The organism is Klebsiella sp. C360 (genome assembly GCF_048822415.1).
GTDB classification, from domain to species: Bacteria; Pseudomonadota; Gammaproteobacteria; order Enterobacterales; family Enterobacteriaceae; genus Klebsiella; species Klebsiella quasipneumoniae.
Window position 1 is genome coordinate 1 of the sequence record NZ_JBMEZZ010000024.1, and the last position, 19,981, is coordinate 19,981.

At 55.5% G+C, this 19,981-nt stretch carries 20 protein-coding genes; 14 read left to right on the forward strand and 6 right to left on the reverse strand.

Annotated elements, in window-relative coordinates; all coding sequences use genetic code 11:
• The 13 genes from ACOI7D_RS26900 to ACOI7D_RS26960 form a co-directional block, all read left to right on the forward strand.
• Positions 1-908: thiamine pyrophosphate-dependent enzyme (locus tag ACOI7D_RS26900; protein WP_263441037.1), on the forward strand; the 908-nt coding region annotated here is incomplete at its 5' end.
• Complete coding sequence (gene ilvM / locus ACOI7D_RS26905; protein WP_040118523.1) at positions 905-1,171, forward strand: acetolactate synthase 2 small subunit; 267 nt, start codon at positions 905-907, stop codon at positions 1,169-1,171. The genes ACOI7D_RS26900 and ilvM, both read left to right, overlap by 4 nt.
• A 17-nt stretch (positions 1,172-1,188) precedes the next feature.
• Complete coding sequence (locus ACOI7D_RS26910; protein WP_040118522.1) at positions 1,189-2,118, forward strand: branched-chain amino acid transaminase; 930 nt, start codon at positions 1,189-1,191, stop codon at positions 2,116-2,118.
• 63 nt (positions 2,119-2,181) lie between these two features.
• Complete coding sequence (gene ilvD / locus ACOI7D_RS26915; protein WP_040118521.1) at positions 2,182-4,032, forward strand: dihydroxy-acid dehydratase; 1,851 nt, start codon at positions 2,182-2,184, stop codon at positions 4,030-4,032.
• Between the two features lie 5 nt (positions 4,033-4,037).
• Complete coding sequence (ilvA, locus tag ACOI7D_RS26920; protein ID WP_020323225.1) at positions 4,038-5,582, forward strand: threonine ammonia-lyase, biosynthetic; 1,545 nt, start codon at positions 4,038-4,040, stop codon at positions 5,580-5,582.
• 252 nt (positions 5,583-5,834) lie between these two features.
• Positions 5,835-6,344, forward strand: coding sequence for a PTS sugar transporter subunit IIA (locus ACOI7D_RS26925; protein WP_223226985.1), 510 nt, complete (start codon positions 5,835-5,837; stop codon positions 6,342-6,344).
• 1 nt (position 6,345) lies between these two features.
• Positions 6,346-6,624: a PTS sugar transporter subunit IIB gene (locus ACOI7D_RS26930; protein ID WP_020323230.1), complete on the forward strand. Its 279-nt coding sequence runs from the start codon at positions 6,346-6,348 to the stop codon at positions 6,622-6,624.
• A gap of 45 nt (positions 6,625-6,669) precedes the next feature.
• Positions 6,670-8,073 carry a PTS galactitol transporter subunit IIC gene (locus ACOI7D_RS26935; RefSeq protein ID WP_020323222.1) on the forward strand — a complete coding sequence of 468 codons (1,404 nt, stop codon included), beginning with the start codon at positions 6,670-6,672 and terminating at the stop codon, positions 8,071-8,073.
• Between the two features lie 68 nt (positions 8,074-8,141).
• Entirely contained in the window at positions 8,142-10,205 is a 2,064-nt protein-coding gene (locus tag ACOI7D_RS26940) for a BglG family transcription antiterminator (RefSeq protein ID WP_020323221.1), read from the forward strand.
• A 102-nt stretch (positions 10,206-10,307) separates the two neighbouring features.
• Entirely contained in the window at positions 10,308-10,970 is a 663-nt protein-coding gene (locus tag ACOI7D_RS26945) for a class II aldolase/adducin family protein (RefSeq protein ID WP_009654927.1), read from the forward strand.
• 45 nt (positions 10,971-11,015) lie between these two features.
• Positions 11,016-12,029, forward strand: coding sequence for a dihydroxyacetone kinase subunit DhaK (locus ACOI7D_RS26950; protein WP_009654928.1), 1,014 nt, complete (start codon positions 11,016-11,018; stop codon positions 12,027-12,029).
• Between the two features lie 9 nt (positions 12,030-12,038).
• Positions 12,039-12,680, forward strand: a complete 642-nt coding sequence (locus ACOI7D_RS26955) for a DAK2 domain-containing protein (protein ID WP_009654926.1) — start codon at positions 12,039-12,041, stop codon at positions 12,678-12,680.
• 15 nt (positions 12,681-12,695) lie between these two features.
• On the forward strand, positions 12,696-12,962 hold the full coding sequence (locus tag ACOI7D_RS26960) for an HPr family phosphocarrier protein (RefSeq protein WP_009654924.1): 267 nt from the start codon (positions 12,696-12,698) through the stop codon (positions 12,960-12,962).
• Between the two features lie 133 nt (positions 12,963-13,095).
• Here the strand turns inward: ACOI7D_RS26960 and fabV are convergent, their stop codons facing one another.
• The 4 genes from fabV to ilvY all read right to left on the reverse strand — a co-directional run bounded on the left by fabV (position 13,096) and on the right by ilvY (position 17,165).
• The gene (gene fabV, locus ACOI7D_RS26965; protein WP_032449369.1) at positions 13,096-14,289 is read right to left on the reverse strand and encodes an enoyl-ACP reductase FabV; all 1,194 of its coding nucleotides are present in this window, start codon (positions 14,287-14,289) and stop codon (positions 13,096-13,098) included.
• 217 nt (positions 14,290-14,506) lie between these two features.
• On the reverse strand, positions 14,507-15,136 hold the full coding sequence (dhaL, locus tag ACOI7D_RS26970) for a dihydroxyacetone kinase subunit DhaL (RefSeq protein WP_009654921.1): 630 nt from the start codon (positions 15,134-15,136) through the stop codon (positions 14,507-14,509).
• A gap of 1 nt (position 15,137) precedes the next feature.
• On the reverse strand, positions 15,138-16,142 hold the full coding sequence (locus ACOI7D_RS26975; protein ID WP_009654925.1) for a dihydroxyacetone kinase subunit DhaK: 1,005 nt from the start codon (positions 16,140-16,142) through the stop codon (positions 15,138-15,140).
• Between the two features lie 120 nt (positions 16,143-16,262).
• Positions 16,263-17,165 (reverse strand): HTH-type transcriptional activator IlvY, encoded by a 903-nt coding sequence (gene ilvY / locus ACOI7D_RS26980; RefSeq protein WP_009654922.1) that lies wholly within the window; start codon positions 17,163-17,165, stop codon positions 16,263-16,265.
• Between the two features lie 275 nt (positions 17,166-17,440).
• Here ilvY and ilvC point away from each other — a divergent pair, with 275 nt between their 5' ends.
• The gene (gene ilvC, locus ACOI7D_RS26985) at positions 17,441-18,916 is read left to right on the forward strand and encodes a ketol-acid reductoisomerase (protein WP_020323220.1); all 1,476 of its coding nucleotides are present in this window, start codon (positions 17,441-17,443) and stop codon (positions 18,914-18,916) included.
• Positions 18,917-18,992: 76 nt separating this feature from the next.
• Here ilvC and ppiC read toward each other — a convergent pair whose 3' ends face one another.
• A complete protein-coding gene (gene ppiC, locus ACOI7D_RS26990; RefSeq protein WP_004886861.1) occupies positions 18,993-19,274 on the reverse strand; it encodes a peptidylprolyl isomerase PpiC in 282 nt (93 codons plus the stop codon).
• A 57-nt stretch (positions 19,275-19,331) separates the two neighbouring features.
• The coding region (locus ACOI7D_RS26995) for an alpha-L-arabinofuranosidase C-terminal domain-containing protein (protein ID WP_275951448.1) at positions 19,332-19,981 on the reverse strand (650 nt) is incomplete at its 5' end.

The window sequence follows — 19,981 nt, forward strand, 5'->3', positions numbered from 1 at the left end:
TGCTGGGGATGCATGGCACCAAAGCCGCTAACCTGGCGGTACAGGAATGTGACCTGCTGATCGCCGTCGGCGCACGCTTTGACGACCGTGTGACCGGTAAGCTGAATACCTTCGCGCCGCATGCGAAAGTTATCCATATGGATATCGACCCGGCGGAAATGAATAAGCTGCGCCAGACGCACGTTGCGTTGCAGGGTGACCTGAATGCGCTGCTGCCCGTGTTGCAGCAGCCGCTGGCCATCGACGCCTGGCGTCAGCACAACGCCGGGATGCGCGCCGAGCACGCCTGGCGCTATGATCATCCTGGTGACGCTATCTATGCGCCTCTGCTGCTCAAGCAGCTCTCCGATCGTAAACCGGCGGAATGCGTTGTCACGACCGACGTGGGCCAGCACCAGATGTGGTCCGCTCAGCACATGACCTACACCCGTCCTGAGAACTTCATCACCTCGAGCGGCTTAGGCACCATGGGCTTCGGCCTGCCAGCCGCGGTGGGCGCCCAGGTCGCGCGCCCGAACGATACGGTTATCTGTATCTCCGGTGACGGCTCTTTCATGATGAATGTGCAAGAGCTGGGAACCGTGAAGCGTAAGCAGTTACCGCTGAAGATCGTGTTACTCGACAACCAGCGGTTAGGGATGGTTCGACAATGGCAGCAGCTGTTCTTCCAGGAACGTTATAGCGAAACCACCCTTACCGATAACCCCGATTTCCTCATGCTGGCCAGCGCCTTTGGCATCCCTGGTCAGCACATCACCCGTAAAGACCAGGTTGAAGCGGCACTCGACACCATGCTGGCAAGCGAAGGCCCGTACCTGCTTCATGTCTCAATTGACGAACTTGAGAATGTCTGGCCCCTGGTGCCGCCTGGTGCCAGTAACTCACAAATGCTGGAGAAATTATCATGATGCAACATCAGGTCAACGTGCAGGCCCGCTTCAACCCGGAAACCTTAGAACGCGTCTTACGCGTGGTGCGTCATCGCGGCTTTCAGATTTGCTCGATGAATATGGAAACCGCCAGCGACGCGCAGAATATAAATATCGAATTGACCGTTGCCAGCCCACGGTCGGTCGACTTACTGTTTAGCCAATTAAATAAACTGGTGGACGTGGCCTCGGTTGCCGTTCAGCAGTGTACAAGCACATCACAACAACAAATTCGCGCCTGAGCGCAATAGGAAGAGAAATGACGACGAAAAAAGCGGATTACATCTGGTTCAACGGTGAGATGGTACGTTGGGAAGAGGCAAAGGTGCACGTCATGTCCCATGCCCTGCACTACGGCACCTCCGTCTTCGAAGGCATCCGTTGCTACGACTCTCACAAAGGCCCGGTCGTTTTCCGTCACCGCGAGCACATGCAGCGCCTGCGTGACTCCGCCAAAATCTATCGTTTCCCGGTCTCTCAGAGCGTTGATGAACTGATGGAAGCCTGCCGCGCCGTGCTGCGCAAAAATAACCTGACCAGCGCCTATATTCGCCCGCTGGTTTTTGTTGGTGATGTTGGTATGGGCGTAAACCCGCCGGACGGTTACAGCACCGACGTGATCATCGCGGCGTTCCCGTGGGGGGCTTATCTGGGCGCGGAAGCGCTGGATCAGGGGATCGATGCGATGGTTTCTTCCTGGAACCGCGCCGCGCCGAACACCATTCCAACCGCCGCGAAAGCGGGCGGTAACTACCTCTCCTCACTGCTGGTCGGCAGCGAAGCGCGCCGTCACGGCTATCAGGAAGGGATTGCGCTGGACGTCAACGGCTACATCTCCGAAGGCGCGGGTGAAAACCTGTTTGAAGTGAAAGATGGCGTGCTGTTCACTCCGCCGTTTACCTCTTCCGCGCTGCCGGGCATTACCCGTGACGCGATCATCAAGCTGGCGAAAGACCTCGGTCTGGAAGTCCGTGAGCAGGTACTCTCTCGCGAATCCCTGTACCTGGCGGACGAAGTGTTCATGTCCGGTACCGCGGCAGAAATTACCCCGGTACGCAGCGTCGATGGTATCCAGGTGGGCGAAGGCCACTGCGGTCCGGTCACCAAACGTATTCAGCAAGCATTCTTTGGCCTCTTCACCGGCGAAACCGAAGACAAATGGGGCTGGTTGGATCAGGTTAATCAATAAGATAAATAATGGGGCGGCACGCACCGCCCCATTAACGAGACAGAGACTGGGAGTAACTAAAGCATGCCTAAATATCGTTCCGCCACCACTACCCACGGCCGCAATATGGCGGGCGCCCGCGCACTGTGGCGCGCCACCGGGATGACCGACGCCGACTTCGGTAAGCCGATTATCGCCGTCGTGAACTCGTTTACCCAGTTCGTGCCGGGTCACGTGCACCTGCGCGATCTCGGTAAACTGGTTGCCGAGCAGATTGAAGCCGCTGGCGGCGTGGCCAAAGAGTTCAACACCATTGCGGTGGATGACGGTATCGCCATGGGCCACGGGGGCATGCTTTATTCACTGCCGTCCCGCGAGCTGATCGCTGACTCCGTTGAGTACATGGTCAACGCCCACTGTGCCGACGCGATGGTCTGCATCTCGAACTGTGACAAAATCACCCCAGGGATGTTAATGGCCTCTCTGCGCCTGAACATTCCGGTGATCTTCGTTTCTGGCGGCCCGATGGAAGCCGGGAAAACGAAACTCTCTGACAAAATCATCAAGCTCGACCTGGTCGATGCGATGATTCAGGGCGCGGACCCGAAAGTTTCCGACTCGCAGAGCGAGCAGGTTGAACGCTCCGCCTGCCCAACCTGCGGATCGTGTTCCGGTATGTTCACCGCTAACTCGATGAACTGTCTGACCGAAGCGCTGGGCCTGTCGCAGCCGGGTAACGGTTCGCTGTTGGCAACCCACGCTGACCGCAAAGAACTGTTCCTCACCGCTGGCCAGCGTATTGTTGAGCTGACCAAACGCTACTACGAGCAGGACGATGCTTCCGCGCTGCCGCGCAACATTGCCAGTAAAGCGGCGTTTGAGAACGCCATGACGCTGGATATCGCCATGGGCGGTTCCACCAACACCGTACTGCACCTGCTGGCGGCGGCGCAGGAAGCGGAAATCGACTTCACCATGAGTGATATCGACAAGCTGTCCCGTAAAGTGCCGCAGCTGTGTAAAGTGGCGCCAAGTACCCAGAAATACCATATGGAAGACGTGCACCGTGCGGGCGGCGTGCTGGGCATTCTCGGCGAGCTGGACCGTGCCGGCCTGCTGAACCGCGAAGTCAAAAACGTGCTCGGCCTGACCCTGCCGCAGACGTTGGAGCAGTACGACATCACCGTAACCCAGGACGAAGCGGTCAAAAAAATGTTCCGCGCCGGCCCGGCGGGTATTCGTACCACCCAGGCGTTCTCGCAGGACTGCCGTTGGGATACCCTGGATGACGATCGCGCCGAAGGCTGCATCCGCTCGCTGGAGCACGCCTACAGCAAAGATGGCGGTCTGGCCGTGCTGTACGGCAACTTCGCGGAAAACGGCTGCATCGTGAAAACCGCGGGCGTGGATGACAGTATCCTCAAATTCACCGGCCCGGCAAAAGTCTACGAAAGCCAGGACGAGGCGGTTGAAGCTATCCTCGGCGGTAAAGTGGTCGAAGGCGACGTGGTGGTCATTCGCTACGAAGGGCCGAAAGGCGGGCCGGGCATGCAGGAAATGCTCTACCCAACCACCTTCCTGAAATCAATGGGGCTTGGTAAAGCCTGTGCGCTGATCACCGATGGTCGTTTCTCCGGCGGTACCTCCGGTCTCTCTATCGGCCACGTTTCTCCGGAAGCGGCCAGCGGCGGTAATATCGCGATCATCGAAGATGGCGACATGATTGCTATCGACATTCCGAACCGTGGCATTCAGCTGCAACTGAGCGAAGCGGAAATCGCCGCTCGTCGTGAAGCGCAGGAAGCTCGCGGCGACCAGGCGTGGACGCCGAAAAACCGTGAACGTCAGGTCTCCTTTGCCCTTCGCGCCTATGCCAGCCTGGCAACCAGCGCCGACAAAGGTGCGGTGCGCGATAAATCGAAACTGGGGGGTTAATCACCATGGCGGAATCACAGCCCCTATCCGGCACCCCTGAAGGTGCCGAGTATCTCAGAGCGGTGCTGCGCGCACCGGTCTATGAAGCGGTACAGGTAACGCCGCTGCAAAAAATGGACAAGCTCTCTTCGCGCCTCGACAACTTCATTCTGGTCAAGCGCGAAGACCGTCAGCCAGTGCACAGCTTTAAGCTGCGCGGCGCGTACGCGATGATGGCGGGCTTAACGCCTGAACAGAAAGCGCGTGGGGTCATCACCGCTTCTGCGGGCAACCATGCTCAGGGCGTGGCGTTCTCCTCTGCGCGTCTGGGCCTGAAGTCGCTGATTGTCATGCCGGTGGCGACTGCCGATATCAAAGTTGATGCTGTTCGCGGCTTTGGCGGCGAAGTGCTGTTGCACGGCGCTAACTTTGATGAAGCCAAAGCCAAAGCGATTGAACTGGCGCAGCAGCAGGGCTTTACCTGGGTTCCGCCTTTCGATCACCCGATGGTGATCGCCGGACAAGGTACGCTGGCCCTGGAGTTGCTCCAGCAGGACGCACACCTCGACCGCGTGTTTGTGCCGGTGGGCGGTGGCGGTCTGGCGGCGGGCGTGGCGGTGCTGATCAAACAGCTGATGCCGCAGATCAAAGTGATTGCCGTCGAAGCCGAAGACTCCGCCTGCCTGAAGGCGGCGCTGGATGCCGGTCATCCGGTGGATCTGCCGCGCGTGGGTCTCTTTGCTGAAGGCGTGGCGGTAAAACGTATCGGTGACGAAACCTTCCGTCTGTGCCAGGAATATCTCGACGACATTATTACCGTCGATAGCGATGCGATCTGTGCGGCGATGAAAGACCTGTTTGAAGATGTGCGCGCGGTAGCGGAACCTTCCGGGGCGCTGGCGCTGGCGGGGATGAAAAAATACATCGCTCAGCACAACATACGCGGTGAGCGTCTGGCGCATATTCTCTCTGGCGCTAACGTCAATTTCCACGGCCTGCGCTACGTTTCCGAACGCTGCGAGCTAGGGGAACAGCGTGAAGCGTTGCTGGCGGTGACGATCCCGGAAGAGAAGGGCAGCTTCCTGAAGTTTTGCCAACTGCTGGGCGGGCGTTCGGTCACCGAGTTTAACTACCGCTTCGCCGACGCGAAAAACGCCTGCATTTTTGTGGGCGTGCGTCTGAGTCGCGGCTTCGAAGAGCGTAAGGAAATCCTTAATCTGCTCAACGATGGCGGCTATAGCGTCGTCGACCTCTCCGACGACGAAATGGCTAAGCTGCACGTGCGCTATATGGTCGGTGGTCGTCCGTCGAAGCCGTTACAGGAACGTTTGTTCAGCTTCGAGTTCCCGGAATCGCCGGGTGCGCTGCTGAAGTTCCTCTACACCCTGGGCACGCACTGGAATATTTCCCTGTTCCATTATCGTAGCCACGGCACCGACTATGGCCGTGTACTGGCGGCGTTTGAGCTGGGCGATAACGAACCGGACTTCGAAACCCGGCTCAACGAACTGGGCTATGAGTGCCACGACGAGACCAATAACCCGGCGTTTCGTTTCTTCCTGGCAGGCTAAGCACCGTTTCTCGGGGGATAACCATCGCGGTTATCCCTCGTTATTTCATTTTCCCGTCTCTGCTTCCCTCTATTTTTTCCCGTTAGCCTGTTCTTACAATAAAAATGTGATGCAATTCATAATAAAACGCTCACCGCGTTGCGCCAGGTTCTGGTCATCTTTTGGGGGCAATACTTCTCGCTCAACCGTAACTCCTGAATTAACATTGTCGGTAGTTAATTCTTAGCGGTTAGAGAGGATATTCGGATGAGAATGGATATAGTTGATACCCCGAATGAAAATGCGCAAGGAAGTAAATATTTAACGCCTCAGCTTACGTTCCTCGATAAGCATTATAATAATTCCACGGACTTTTTTTCTTCGATATTTTTACTGCTGAAAGAGAAAGGCTACGTTCGGGATTCTTTCCTCGATGCCATTCTTGCCAGAGAAAAAGCCTATCCAACCGGGTTACCCACGCTGCCGGTGGCTATCGCGCTGCCGCATACCGACCCCCAGCACGTCATTCGTCCCTTTATCTCTGTTACGCGACTGTCACAACCTCTCGCCTGGCAGGAAATGGGGAATGACGACAATACGCTCTACGTTCAATTTATTGTTCTTCTTGGTTTTATTGACCACAGCAGCCACCTGACAGCGCTGCAAAACCTGATGGACTGCCTTGCTGATGAACAGGTCGTCCAGACCCTACGCGAGATAGACGATGTAGATACCTTTCTCTGTACCCTCACATCAAGACTGCAATTGGATAAGGATTTATAAAATGAAAAAAGTCATTGTTGCCTGTGGAAGCGGCGTTGCGACCTCACAAACAGTTGCCAGTAAAGTGACTCGCTTATTGAATGAACGTAACCAGTCGCACATTAAAGTTGAAGTAATCGACCTTAAATCTCTCGATAGCCATATTAAGGATAGTGCTGCGTATATCGCAATTACTAAAGTTGATAAGCAATATCCTATCCCCGTGATTAACGGTATCGCATTTCTGACCGGTATGGGTATGGAACAGGAATTACAAAAGGTCATTGATGCCTGTAAATAAGGCGTAGCTCTTTAATCCTTATAATTATTTTAGTGGAGAAGTGCTATGGACTTTCTTGGTGTAGTCATAAATTATATTCTGAATTTAGGCGCGCCGGTTTTTGTGCCTTTTATCATGTTATTAGCCGGGCTGGTGGTGCGGATGAAATTCCGCGATGCGGCTTCGGCGGCCATCACGCTAGGCGTCGCCTTCGTTGGGATGAGCATGCTGATTGGCTTTATGGTTGATGCCATCGGGGTTGCCGCGCAGACCATGATGAACCGCACCGGCCTTGAACTGAGTATCGTCGACGGCGGTTGGACGACGATGGCGAATATCTCCTGGGCTTGGCCTTACGCATTCGCCATGTTCCCGCTTCAGGTTGGCGTAAACATTGTGATGTTGATGCTAAACAAGACCAATACCTTCAACGCCGACCTCTGGAACGTGTGGGGGAAAATCTTTACCGCGTTTATCGTAGTGAGCGTCACCACCCCATTGTTTGGCCCGGTCTGGAGCCTGGTGCTGGCGTTCCTGATTGCAGCTTTGCAGATTATCGTTGAGCTGAACGCTGGCGACATTCACCAGCATCGCATTGAGAAACTGACTGGAATCCCCGGCGTCACCTGTACCCACCGCATGGTGTTCTTTGGCGCAATTTATTACCCGTTCGATCTGCTGCTGCGCAAAATTCCGGTGTGCAATAAGCCGATGGATGCCACCGCGCTGCGCGCAAAAGTTGGCGTTTTTGCGGAAAACCATATCATCGGTTTTATTCTCGGGATCCTGTTCGGCATTATCGCGGGCTACAGTGTGGCGAAAACGCTGATGCTGGGCGTTCAGGCCGCAACGGCGCTGGTGCTGTTCCCGATGATTTCCAAACTCTTTATGCAGGCGCTGTCGCCTATTTCGGAAGCCATCAGCGACTACATGAACAAGAAATTCTCCGGGCGTAAGCTGTTCGTCGGCATCGATTGGCCATTTATGGGCGGCGCCAGCGAAATCTGGTTTGCCATCATCGTTGCGATTCCGTTCACGCTCATCTGGGCGCTGATTCTGCCGGGCAATAAGATTTTACCCTTCGCCGGTATTATTAATATTTCCCTGATTGTTCCTGCCTACCTGGTGACGCGTGGCAACACCCTGCGCATGGTGATCCTTAGCATTATCGGGGTGCCGTTCTTCCTGTTCGTGGGTACGCAGTTTGCGCCAATGATTACCGAACTGGGCCAGGCGACGAAGGCAATTACCATTCCCGCCGGCCAGCTGATTTCCAATAGCTCCATTGATGCTCCGGTCTTTACCTATGCCTTCTCCTTCCTGTTCAAATTCCTGGAAGGCAACTTTATCCCGCTGGTGTTTGCGCTGTGGTGGGGCTGCGGCTACTTCTTCTACTCCCGCGAACTGCGTCGTGAAAGCAATCTGGCGCAGCTGGAAGCCGAGCAGCAGGAGAAAGCTCAGCAGGCTTAATTCTGGGTTTCATGTTCATGTCTGGCGGCAGGCGCCGCCGCCAGACTTTTGATTGCAGGAGAGTCGACATGGCTATGGATAAACGCGTGGTTGCAGTGCTGGATGCCATTGTGAACGATCCCGGCATCACGGGGACGAAGCTTGAGGAGCAGTTTTGCCTGACGCGCAAACAGCTGAGCTATACGCTGAAAAAGGTGAATGATTATCTGGAATCGAACCACTTCGACCGGATCAACCGCCTGAAAACCGGGAAACTGCATATCCCGCGCCATGTGATTGAGCATTTTCGTCAGAATCAGACCGCTGAAACCGAGCATCGCTATCTCTACTCGGAAGATGAACGCGGACAGATGATTATCTTTATGCTGTTGACCCGCAGCGAGCGGCTTTCATTGCTGCATCTCTCCTCTTCGCTGGGCGTCAGCCAGAATACGATTATCAACGACCTGAAAAAGGTGCGCACCGAGGTTATCGAGCACGGGCTGGAGATAAGCTATGACAGGGGTAATGGCTATCATATTCTGGGTGAGGAGCTGGAAAAACGCTACCTGTTGCTAAACTGCCTGCGCCGAGTGCTGGAAATCCCGGTCGCCAAAAATATTATTGCTCAATACAACAATGTGATGAGCGACTATCTGGAAAAGGTGGGCAATGTTTTCAGCGAAATTGAAAAACGTTTTAAAATTCAGTTTACCGACCGCCAGCTTCAGGAGCTTATTTATTTTATCTGCTTTGTCCTGCACCGTATTGATTCAGGAAAAAGTCTGGTCAATATCCCGAGCAGCTACGCTGACATTATTGGCAGCAGAGAATATACATTGATGCAGAGCGTTATCAGTAAAATCAATATCAGTAGCGAGAATGAACTGGTTTTCCTGACGGCACTGATCCAAAGTTCAAATATTCAAAGCATTGCCGATAAATATTTCCACCTTGATACGCTTCTGCTCGAAAGCGTGGTCGCGGTGGTCGATAACTTCGAAAAAATAAGCTGCGTCACCATCAAAGAAAAAAATGAGCTGATTGAAAAGATCTATCAACACTGGAAACCGGCCTATTACCGTATTCGCTACCATCTGACCAACACCAGCAGCGTTTACGATCTGGTGGTGAAAGAGTTCAGCCACCTGCACGAGATGGTTCGCCGGGCGGCGGTGCCGTTCGAAACGGTATTGCACTGTGAAATTCCCGATGAAGAGATGGCATTTTTGACGGTGCTTTTTGGCGGCTGGCTGACTCGCGAAGGGGTTATCCATCAGATTAAGCTGCAGAAAACGGCGGTGGTCGTGTGTGAGAATAGCGCTACGATTTCGACTTATCTGTTTCTGACGCTGCAGGTGCTATTCCCGGAACTGCACTTTACCGAGGTGATGTCGCGCCGCGAGTTTGAGCGCTATACCGGGCACTACGATGTGGTCTTCTCGACCACACACCTGAATACCAGCAAGATGGTGTTTGTGGTGAATCCGTCCATCAGCAGCATCCATAAGAGCGCATTCCGCAATCATGTTATCAGCGCGCTACAGGGCGTGGACCCGAACATTATTCAGATAGAGCAACTGCTGCTTATCTTCGAACGCTTCGGCAACATTATCGATCACAAAGGATTGCAGCGCGCGCTGGCCAGCTATATCTACGATGAAAAAAGCGCCGCGAGCGCGGTGGGCAACATTGAACCACAAGCGCCGTCGCTGACCGACTTGCTGCGGCGCGAACACGTTCAGTTTGTCACTTCGTGTCCCGGCGACTGGCAGCAGGCCATTACTCAGGCCGCTGCGTCACTGTTGGAAAGCGGCGTGATTGAACCCCGCTATCTGCAAATTATGCTGAATAAAATCGCTGACGAGCAGCCCTATATCATGCTGGCCGATGGCGTGATTATCGCCCACGCAGGCGTCGATGATGGCGCACTGGATACGGGGATGGCGTTATTACGCCTGCCTTCTAAGATTGATTTCGCGGGTTATATGCAGGCCGATATTATTATCGTCCTGGCAACTAATAATCCACAGAAACATCTCAAGGCGCTCGCGCAATTAAATGAATTTCTCGAATTTTATGATGGCGGTAATGTTATTCGCCGCGCCCAGGATGAATATGCATTGATAAAAGAATTCGTCCATCACCTGTAATAAGTCATTAAACGCCGTTGCAGCTAAAAACTGCAACGTTATTTCCCGGCAACCATTGTCGCGACATCGCTCGCCCCTATAACCGTATACAGGATAAATATTATGTTAGAAATTCAGAAAAAACACGTTGTCGAAATGGCCAGAACCGCTCAGCAATGGGGACTGTGTAAACATAAAGCGGGTAATTCCAGCGTACGAGATAAAGAGACGGGACTTATTCTGGTAACCCCCACGACCATCGACAAAATGCATTTAACGCCGCGCGATATCGTGGTAATGGACGTTGAAGCCAATGTGATTGAAAGCGAAGCGGGTTTGCGTCCGACCAGCGAATGTCTGATGCATATCGAGATTTATAAGGCGCGCCCGGATGTGTTTGCGATTTCCCACACCCATTCGCTGTATGCGACGTCGTTTGCCGTACTGAATAAACCGATCCCGGCGGTGGTGTACGAATGCGCGATCCTCAATCTGAAGGATGGCGTCATTCCGGTTGCGCCCTATGGCCGCCCCGGCACGCCTGCGTTGTCGAACAGCGTTATCGAACCTATCAAACGCGCTGATGCCATTCTGATGGAAAAGCATGGAGCTATCGGCGTAGACAAGGACCCGTATGAAGCGGTGCTGAAGTCTGCCTACCTTGAAGAGATGGCGCAGATTTACTACCACGCGCTGGTGATTAACGGCGGTAAGGAGCCTGAATCCTTCGCCCCGGAAGAGCTGCAACGCTGGGCCTATCCGTCGCAGATTAAATTTTCCCGCTAACTGAGCGCCCGCCCGTTCAGGGCGGAATATTCATGGAGAGAGCGCATGAAAAAATTTCTGAATCAGGCGGAGAACTTTATCCCGGAGATGCTGGAAGGTATCTATCTGGCGCATCCCGATAAATTCCGCTGTGTTAATGAGGATCTTCACTGTCTTGCCACGGCGCGGCCGGTGCCCGGCAAAGTGGGGATCGTCACCGGTGGCGGTTCCGGGCATCTGCCGCTATTCCTCGGCTACGTCGGTCAGGGCATGCTGGACGGCTGCGCCATTGGCGATGTGTTTCAGTCACCCTCGCCGGAGCAGATTCTCGCCGTCACGCAGGCGGTCGATAGCGGCGCGGGCGTGCTGTACCTGTACGGTAACTATAACGGCGATATTTTCAATTTTGATATGGCGGCGGAAATGGCCGACATGGAGAGTGATATCCGAACCGCGACGGTAGTGGCGGCTGATGATTCGGCAGGTGCGGTGCCGGACGGTACAGAAGCCACTACCCGTCGTGGGGTCGCGGGGATCTTCTTTGTCTACAAATGCGCCGGGGCATCCGCGGCCAGAATGGATGACCTTGAAACCGTCCAGCGCATTGCGCAGAAAGCAGGAGACCGCGTGCGCACGCTTGGCGTCGCGCTGTCGCCGTGTATCGTGCCGCGAATCGGTAAACCGGGTTTCCATATTGGCGACAACGAAATGGAGATTGGCATGGGGATTCACGGCGAAAGCGGTATTCGCCGGGGTCCGCAGCTCAGCGCCGAACAGATTGCCGAAGAGATGATGTCCTGGCTGCTGGCGGACTCACCTTGCCAGCAGGGCGATGAAGTTGCCGTGTTGATCAATGGGCTTGGCGCCACGCCGCTGGAAGAGTTGTACCTGATGTATCGCCATGTACATCAGATTCTGGCCGAGAGCCAGATGCGCGTTTTCCGCGTCTGGATTGGCGAATTTGCGACGGCAATGGAGATGACCGGTATGTCCATTAGCCTGATGCCGGTGGATGAAGAGCTGAAAACGCTGCTCAACGCCGGGGCCGATACCCCGATGTTCCGCCAGTTTCCGGCTTAAGGAGGGGGGATGACGCTAGATACGCAGAGTCTGCGACCGCTTTTTACCGAGTGGGCGCGCATCATGGAGGCCAACAAATCGGTCCTGACCGAGCTGGATAGCGTGGTTGGCGACGGGGATCTGGGGCTGACGATGAGCGACGGTTTCGCGGCGGCGGCGCGCTACGCGCAGCAGAGCGAAGAACGTGACCTGGGGCGATTCTTCTACATGGCGGGCAAGGCGATGGCCTCGGCGGTGCCGTCGACCATGGGGACGCTGATGGCTTCCGGGCTGATGCAGGCGGGTAAGGCGTTTAAAGGCCGGGAAACGCTGGGGCTAACGGAAGCCGGCGTGTTGTTCCAGGCCTGGTATGACGGCGTGCAGCAGCGCGGGAAAGCGCAGCCGGGCGAAAAAACCTTCCTCGATGGCATGGCCCCCGTGCTGGCGGCGCTGCTTGCCGGAGAGGAACCGCTGACCGCGGCGAGGAATGCGCTACTGCAAGCACAACAGGGCGTGCAGCAGACAACCACCATGGTGGCGAAGCACGGGCGTGCAGCTATTCATGGCGAGCGCTCGCGCACGTTTGTCGATCCTGGCGCCATGGTCGCGCAACTGTTGATCCAGGGCTATTTTAACTTCGTGCAGGCTATTTGCCCGAGCGACGGGCGGTAAGTAAGGAACGCAATTATGTTGAAAGAAGTGGTGAAAATCAGCAATCAGCACGGCATTCATGCCCGTCCGGCGGGGGTTTTGGCCAAAGCCTGCGCGCAGTATCAATCGCGGATCGAGATGATCTATGACGGCAAGGTTATCAAAGGGAAAAGCATCATGAGCATTCTGGGGGCAGGGATCAAAGGCCGAGGATCGCTTGAGATCATCTGTAGCGGTAGCGATGAGCAGGAGGCAATGGAAAAGTTGAAGGTGCTGTTCGCGGAAGGCTTTGGCTTCGATTAGCCCACGCATTATCAGGCGGAATAAAAAAGGGTTCATGCTTTCGCACGAACCCTTTGCCCGATGACGCTACGCTTATCGGGACGACAAATCTCGTTGGCCGGGTAAGGCGTAACCGACACCCGGCTTCAACGCATTACAGCGTGATGACGTCGAATTCAACTTCAGGGTTCACGTCCGCATCGTAATCCACACCGTCGAGAGCAAAACCGAACAGGTTCAGGAATTCCTGCTTGTATCCTGCATAGTCGGTTTCTTGCGTCAGGTTTTCGGTGGTGATCAGCGGCCACAGGTCACGGCACGCCTGCTGAATATCGTCACGCAGTTCCCAGTCATCCATACGGATACGCTGATTGTCATCAAGCGCCACTTTATCGCCGTACAGGCTGGTGGTCATCAGACGGTTGATCTGCTCGATACAACCTTCGTGAATCCCCTGTTCTTTCATCAGCTTGAAGACCATGGAGATGTACAGCGGCATCACCGGAATAGCAGAAGAGGCCTGGGTGATAACGGATTTCAGTACGGCAACGTTCGCGGAGCCGTGCAGCGGAGCCAGCTGGTTACGCAGTTCACCTGCCGCGCGGTCGAGGTCTTCTTTCGCTTTGCCCAGCGCGCCGTGCCAGTAGATTGGCCAGGTCAGGTCGGTACCGATGTAGGAGTAGGCCACGGTTTTCACGCCTTCGGCCAGCACGCCTGCTTCGCTCAGCGCGCCCATCCACAGTTCCCAGTCTTCGCCGCCCATGACGGTAACGGTGTTCTTAACTTCTTCTTCGGTGGCCGGCTCAATGCTGGCGGTGATGATCTGATCTTTGTTGGTATCAATCGCTTTAGAGGTATAAACCTCGCCGATTGGCTTCAGCGCAGAACGAACGATTTCACCGGTTTTCGGCATTTTACGCACTGGAGAGGCCAGTGAGTAAACCACTAAATCAATCTGACCCAGGTCTTCTTTGATCAGTTTGATGACTGCGTCGCGGCATTCATCGGAGAACGCGTCGCCGTTGATGCTTTTGGAATACAGACCTTCGCGTTTTGCGGCCTCATCGAAGGCGGCAGAGTTATACCAGCCCGCGGAACCCGGTTTGGTTTCCGTGCCCGGTTTTTCGAAAAATACGCCGATAGTGGCGGCACCGCTACCAAACGCGGCGGAAATTCTGGAAGCCAGGCCGTAACCGGTGGAAGCACCGATCACCAGCACGCGGGAAGGGCCGTTAGCGATTTTCCCGTTTTTCTTCACATATTCGATCTGTTTTTCCACGTTGACTTTACAGCCAGTCGGATGGGTCGTTGTACAGATGAATCCACGAATTTTTGGTTTGATTATCATAATGATGGCTAATTAAGTTTGTATTTTCGCTGTCAAGTGCGCAATGACACCGTCTGTTCTGGCTTGTTTAACATCAGGGTTAACAAGCCCCCCACATCTATTATGGCACGGGGCATTATACAGAAAAGCGGCTGCAATGATGAATTACGTCTGATTTTCGCTATAACGCAAAAGGGCCCATGTACGGACATGAACCCTTTTTAAACGGGCAGGTGGGTTAGCGGGTATGGGGGAATTCGGCCATAAATTGCAGAATCAGCGCCATCGATACCGCGCCGGGGTCGCAGTGGCCGATGGCCCGCTCGCCGAGGTTTTTCGCGCGCCCGAAGCGGGCCACCATCGTGGATGTCCCTTCCGCACCGGCCATCGCCGCCTGCGCGCAGTTTGCCAGCGCTTCGGATAATGGCAGGGTCGCGTCTGAGCGTGCGCGCGCTGCCGCTGCGGCGAGTGCATCCATCATTGTTTTATCGCCCGGCTCTGCGCCGCCGCGCTGGTGGATAGCCTGCATACCTGTCTCCAGCCATTCAGCCAGCGTCGCGGCATCCAGCTCGCGGCGTCCAGCCAGCCCTTTGCCGCCCGCGCGGAACAGGGTGCCGAAGATCGCGCCGGAAGCGCCGCCCATGCTGGTCATCAGCCGCGTGCCGCTTTGCAGCAGGCAGTCACCGATATCGGCGGGAGAAAATTCAGGCGCGGAAAGTAGCGTCTGCAAAGCGGTAAAGCCGCGCTTAATGCCAATACCGTGATCGCCATCGCCAATGACCTGGTCGAGTGCGGTCAGGCGCGGTTCGCTGGCGATCATGCCCTGGGCAACGTGCTGTAGACAGGCGGTGAATTGCGTGGTGTTCATCTTATTTTCTCCAGCCGAGGGTATTGATGGGATGGTCATACAGACGTTGCATTTCATCGTCCAGCCGCAGCAGGCTTAACGAAAATCCGGACATCTCCAGCGAGGTGCAAAAGTGGCCGACCTGCACGTCGTGAGTGTGAATGCCGCGTTCTGCCAGCGCCATGCCGACCTTACGGGTGATGACCATGAGCTCAGTGTTGCTCAGCGCACCCAGGTTATTGACGCTGACGCAGACGTTATCGCCGTGGCCAAACGGCAGGTCATCGCACAGGCGGGCGATCATCATCTCGACCAGCTCGTCGCTATGCGGCATGGGCATGCGGCATAGCCCCGGTTCACCATGAATACCAATTCCCAGCTCAATTTCGTTGTCTGCCAGCGTGAAGTTAAAGGCGTCGGACTGCGGTAGTGCGCAGCCGCTGAGCGCCACGCCGATGGTACGCGTATTGTGATTGGCCTTTTGCGCCAGAGCCTCCAGCGCGGGCAGAGTGTAGCGTTCAAACTGTGCCGCCGCACCGGCGAGTTTATACAAGAACGCCAGCCCACCGACGCCGCGGCGATCGGACATTTTCTCCGGCGGCGCAGAGGCAATATCATCCGTGGCGCGCACGGTGCGGCACTCAATGCCTTCTTCCGCCAGTATTTCGGCGGCGATATCAAAGTTCATGCCGTCGCCGGAGTAATTCCCATAGAGGAACAGAATGCCGTTGCCCTGATGAACGGCCCGGCTGGCTTCGATAATCTGATCGGGAGAAGGCGAGGTGAAAACTTCACCCAGCGCGCAGGCATCGATGCCACCTTCACCGACGAACCCGGCAAACGTCGGCTCATGGCCGCTGCCGCCGCCGCTGACGATAACGGTCTGGCCGGTTTGCGTCATCGTGCGATAAACCGCGCAGTACTCCGGGAGGGCGTGGATCCTTCCGCGCCCGGCGTACACCAGCCCTTCCATGATTTCGCTGCGGATATTATCGGTGTTGTTGAACAGCTTTTTGGGTTTCTGCATCGTCACTCCCTCTCGTAAGGTCCTGTTTCTTTAGTGACGATTTTACCTGCACAGCCCGTTTAGACCTGGCACCTTTGATACCAATTAATCTCCCAAACCTGGGGCATGACTGGGGCCATGCTATTCGGTCATTTTACGCTCGAGCACAATCTTCCAGAACGCATCCACCAACGGCTCATGCAGCCGTTTTTTCTGCACGCAGACCCCCAGTTCGAACGGGGTCTTCTCATCGCTGCGTTCTAAAATCATCACGCGGTTGCGCACCGGTTCCGGGCTGTTTTCCAGCACGATTTCGGGAATAAGCGCCACGCCGCAGCCCAGCGCCACCATTGAGACCATCGCCTCATGGCCGCCTACCGTCGCGTAAATAGATGGATTACTGATTTTGTGACGACGGAACCACAGCTCAATGCGGCGGCGTACCGGCCCCTGATCGGCCATGATAAACGGCACCGTCGACCAGTCGGGCTTATCAACCGAAACCTGATTGCGCACCGGGCAGGGCAGCGCCGGGGCGATCAGCACCACCGCCAGATTTTCCAGCATCGAAAAGGCGACCGCGCCGGGCAGCGTTTCCGGCTTACCGGCAATCGCCAGATCGGCCTCGCCGGTGACCACTTTGTCCATGGCGTCGGCGGCGTCGCCGGTGGTGAGCTTAATTTCCACCGAGGGATGTTCGGCGCGGAAGCGGTCGAGGATCGGCGGCAGATGACTGTACGCCGCGGTCACTGAACAGAAGATATGGAGTTCGCCGGAAAGGGACGGCCCCTGCTGATCGAGGGTATGGCGCAACTGCTGATATTGCAAAAGCGTCTGTTGGGCAAACACTCGCAGCTCTTCACCGGCTTCGGTCAGCGTGACCGTGCGGTTATCGCGCACAAACAGCGGCTGGCCGAGATCTTCTTCCAGCCGCTGAATCTGCCGGGAAAGCGTGGAGGGGCTGACGTGCATCGCCCGCGCGCTGCGGCCAAAGTGGCGGCTTTCCGCCAGATGCAGGAAGGTTTTCAGATCGCGTAAATCCACCGATTTCACCTCACGGATTTATATTGCAGAAATTGCAACGTAATGTTGTGAATATATCAATTTCCGCAATGAATTTCCTGTTGTAATGTGGGTACATTCTCGCAAAAGCGAACCGAACAATATACTCGTCGTCTTTCAAGTTGCAGATGCGTTGGCTGCGTCAGCTCACCCCAGTCACTTATTTGAGTAAGCTCCTGGGGATTCGCTGCCTTGCCGCCTTCCTACAACTTGAAATCCATAGAGTAACGACACACAACATCACGGAGTACACCATCATGGCTAACTACTTTAATACACTGAATCTGCGCCAGCAGCTGGCGCAGCTGGGTAAATGCCGTTTTATGGGCCGCGACGAATTCGCCGACGGCGCGAGCTACCTGCAGGGTAAAAAAGTGGTCATCGTCGGCTGTGGCGCTCAGGGTCTGAACCAGGGCCTGAACATGCGTGACTCCGGTCTGGATATCTCCTATGCCCTGCGTAAAGAAGCAATCGCTGAAAAGCGTGCTTCCTGGCGTAAAGCGACCGAAAACGGCTTCAAAGTAGGCACCTACGAAGAGCTGATCCCGCAGGCGGACCTGGTGGTTAACCTGACGCCAGACAAACAGCACTCCGACGTGGTGCGTTCTGTACAGCCGCTGATGAAAGATGGCGCGGCGCTGGGCTACTCTCACGGCTTCAACATCGTTGAAGTGGGCGAGCAGATCCGTAAAGACATCACCGTGGTGATGGTAGCGCCGAAATGCCCGGGTACCGAAGTGCGTGAAGAGTACAAACGTGGTTTCGGTGTTCCGACCCTGATCGCCGTTCACCCGGAAAACGATCCGAAAGGCGAAGGTATGGCGATTGCTAAAGCCTGGGCTGCGGCCACCGGCGGTCACCGTGCGGGCGTACTGGAATCTTCTTTCGTTGCGGAAGTGAAATCTGACCTGATGGGCGAGCAGACTATCCTGTGCGGTATGCTGCAGGCCGGTTCTCTGCTGTGCTTCGACAAGCTGGTGGCAGAAGGCACCGACCCGGCTTATGCGGAAAAACTGATTCAGTTCGGCTGGGAAACCATCACCGAAGCGCTGAAGCAGGGCGGCATCACCCTGATGATGGACCGTCTGTCTAACCCGGCGAAACTGCGTGCTTACGCGCTGTCCGAGCAGCTGAAAGAGATCATGGCGCCGCTGTTCCAGAAACACATGGATGACATCATCTCCGGCGAATTCTCCTCCGGCATGATGGCTGACTGGGCTAACGACGATAAGAAACTGCTGACCTGGCGTGAAGAGACCGGCAAAACCGCGTTCGAAACCGCTCCGCAGTATGAAGGCAAAATCGGCGAGCAGGAGTACTTCGATAAAGGCGTGCTGATGATCGCGATGGTGAAAGCGGGCGTTGAGCTGGCGTTCGAAACCATGGTCGATTCCGGCATCATCGAAGAATCCGCTTACTACGAATCACTGCACGAACTGCCGCTGATCGCCAACACCATTGCCCGTAAGCGTCTGTACGAAATGAACGTGGTTATCTCCGATACCGCAGAATACGGTAACTACCTGTTCTCTTACGCTTGCGTACCGCTGCTGAAAGAGTTCATGACCACCCTGCAGACCGGCGACCTGGGCAAAGCGATTGCCGAAGGCGCGGTAGACAACGCGCAGCTGCGTGATGTAAACGACGCCATTCGCAGCCATGCTATCGAGAAAGTGGGCCAGAAACTGCGTGGCTACATGACTGATATGAAACGTATTGCAGTCGCGGGCTGATGCCCTCACCCCAACCCTCTCCCACAGGGAGAGGGAGCAAACATTAAAGGCCTTCTCTTTGAGAAGGCCTTGCTGTTTATTTCCGGTACAGCACTTTGATGATGTGGTAACCGAACTGAGTGTGCAGCGGGCCGGTTGGCTCCAGCACCGGGCAGGAGAAGACCACTTTGTCGAACGCCGGCACCATCTGGCCCTGGCGGAATTCACCTAAGTCGCCGCCGCGTTTGCCCGACGGGCAGATGGAGTGCTTCTTCGCCAGCTTGCCGAAGTCGGCGCCGTTTTTAATCTGCTCCAGAAGATCCAATGCCAGTTTCTCTTCTTTTACAAGGATATGCAGTGCTGCTGCTGTTTTTGCCATGGTTTGCGCCCTGGGTTAAGTGATAAATCAGGGCGCAATATTAGCATGTAAAAGCCGTTACAGGATGTCGAAGGTGATGCGGTTCCACGACAGCGGCGGCAGGGTGAGGTCGGAGGCCGTGAGCGTCTCCGGCGCAACGCGATCCGGACGATCAAAGGTATTTTTCGCGTAGAGATCGTCACAGCGAAGGATCTGATGTTCTGCAAGACGCGTCTGGCCAAACGCCGACAGATCCGGATCCAGCGTGAAGCTGTCGTGAAAATCGCTGTTCAGCGCGAATAAATAGAGTTTACCCGCTGCGGCATTGTGCACCACGGCAGACTGGATGCGCCGTGCGTCACCGTATTTGCTGCTGAAGGTGCCCGCAGGAATGAAGTGGCGCAACGCGCTGCCTTTCGCCACGTTAGCCACCATCGCAAAGGGCCAGAAGATGGTCTGACGAATCACCCCGCCGCCCGCTTCGGTAAAGATGGGGGCAATGACGTTCACTAACTGCGCGAGGCTGGCCATTTTAACCCGATCGCAGTGGTTAATGAGGGAGCAGAGAAGACCGCCAACGACCAGCGCGTCGAGAAAAGAGTAACGGTCTTCCAGCAAAGGCGGCGCAACCTTAAAGCGATTCTCTTTATGCTTCATCGGCGCATCCCAGGGGTCGCCGCGCAGATACCAGACGTTCCATTCATCGAAGGAGATCATAATGTCCTTCT

Bases quoted from the DNA above. Each gene is read 5' to 3' on its own strand.
- ACOI7D_RS26940 (WP_020323221.1), top strand. From the start codon at position 8,142: ATGGCTATGGATAAACGCGTGGTTGCAGTGCTGGATGCCATTGTGAAC.
- ilvC (WP_020323220.1), top strand. From the start codon at position 17,441: ATGGCTAACTACTTTAATACACTGAATCTGCGCCAGCAGCTGGCGCAG.
- ACOI7D_RS26925 (WP_223226985.1), top strand. From the start codon at position 5,835: ATGGATATAGTTGATACCCCGAATGAAAATGCGCAAGGAAGTAAATAT.
- ilvM (WP_040118523.1), top strand. From the start codon at position 905: ATGATGCAACATCAGGTCAACGTGCAGGCCCGCTTCAACCCGGAAACC.
- ilvA (WP_020323225.1), top strand. From the start codon at position 4,038: ATGGCGGAATCACAGCCCCTATCCGGCACCCCTGAAGGTGCCGAGTAT.
- ilvD (WP_040118521.1), top strand. From the start codon at position 2,182: ATGCCTAAATATCGTTCCGCCACCACTACCCACGGCCGCAATATGGCG.
- ACOI7D_RS26945 (WP_009654927.1), top strand. From the start codon at position 10,308: ATGTTAGAAATTCAGAAAAAACACGTTGTCGAAATGGCCAGAACCGCT.
- ACOI7D_RS26930 (WP_020323230.1), top strand. From the start codon at position 6,346: ATGAAAAAAGTCATTGTTGCCTGTGGAAGCGGCGTTGCGACCTCACAA.
- dhaL (WP_009654921.1), bottom strand. From the start codon at position 15,136: ATGAACACCACGCAATTCACCGCCTGTCTACAGCACGTTGCCCAGGGC.
- ACOI7D_RS26960 (WP_009654924.1), top strand. From the start codon at position 12,696: ATGTTGAAAGAAGTGGTGAAAATCAGCAATCAGCACGGCATTCATGCC.
- ACOI7D_RS26975 (WP_009654925.1), bottom strand. From the start codon at position 16,142: ATGCAGAAACCCAAAAAGCTGTTCAACAACACCGATAATATCCGCAGC.
- ppiC (WP_004886861.1), bottom strand. From the start codon at position 19,274: ATGGCAAAAACAGCAGCAGCACTGCATATCCTTGTAAAAGAAGAGAAA.
- ACOI7D_RS26935 (WP_020323222.1), top strand. From the start codon at position 6,670: ATGGACTTTCTTGGTGTAGTCATAAATTATATTCTGAATTTAGGCGCG.
- ACOI7D_RS26910 (WP_040118522.1), top strand. From the start codon at position 1,189: ATGACGACGAAAAAAGCGGATTACATCTGGTTCAACGGTGAGATGGTA.
- fabV (WP_032449369.1), bottom strand. From the start codon at position 14,289: ATGATAATCAAACCAAAAATTCGTGGATTCATCTGTACAACGACCCAT.
- ACOI7D_RS26950 (WP_009654928.1), top strand. From the start codon at position 11,016: ATGAAAAAATTTCTGAATCAGGCGGAGAACTTTATCCCGGAGATGCTG.
- ACOI7D_RS26955 (WP_009654926.1), top strand. From the start codon at position 12,039: ATGACGCTAGATACGCAGAGTCTGCGACCGCTTTTTACCGAGTGGGCG.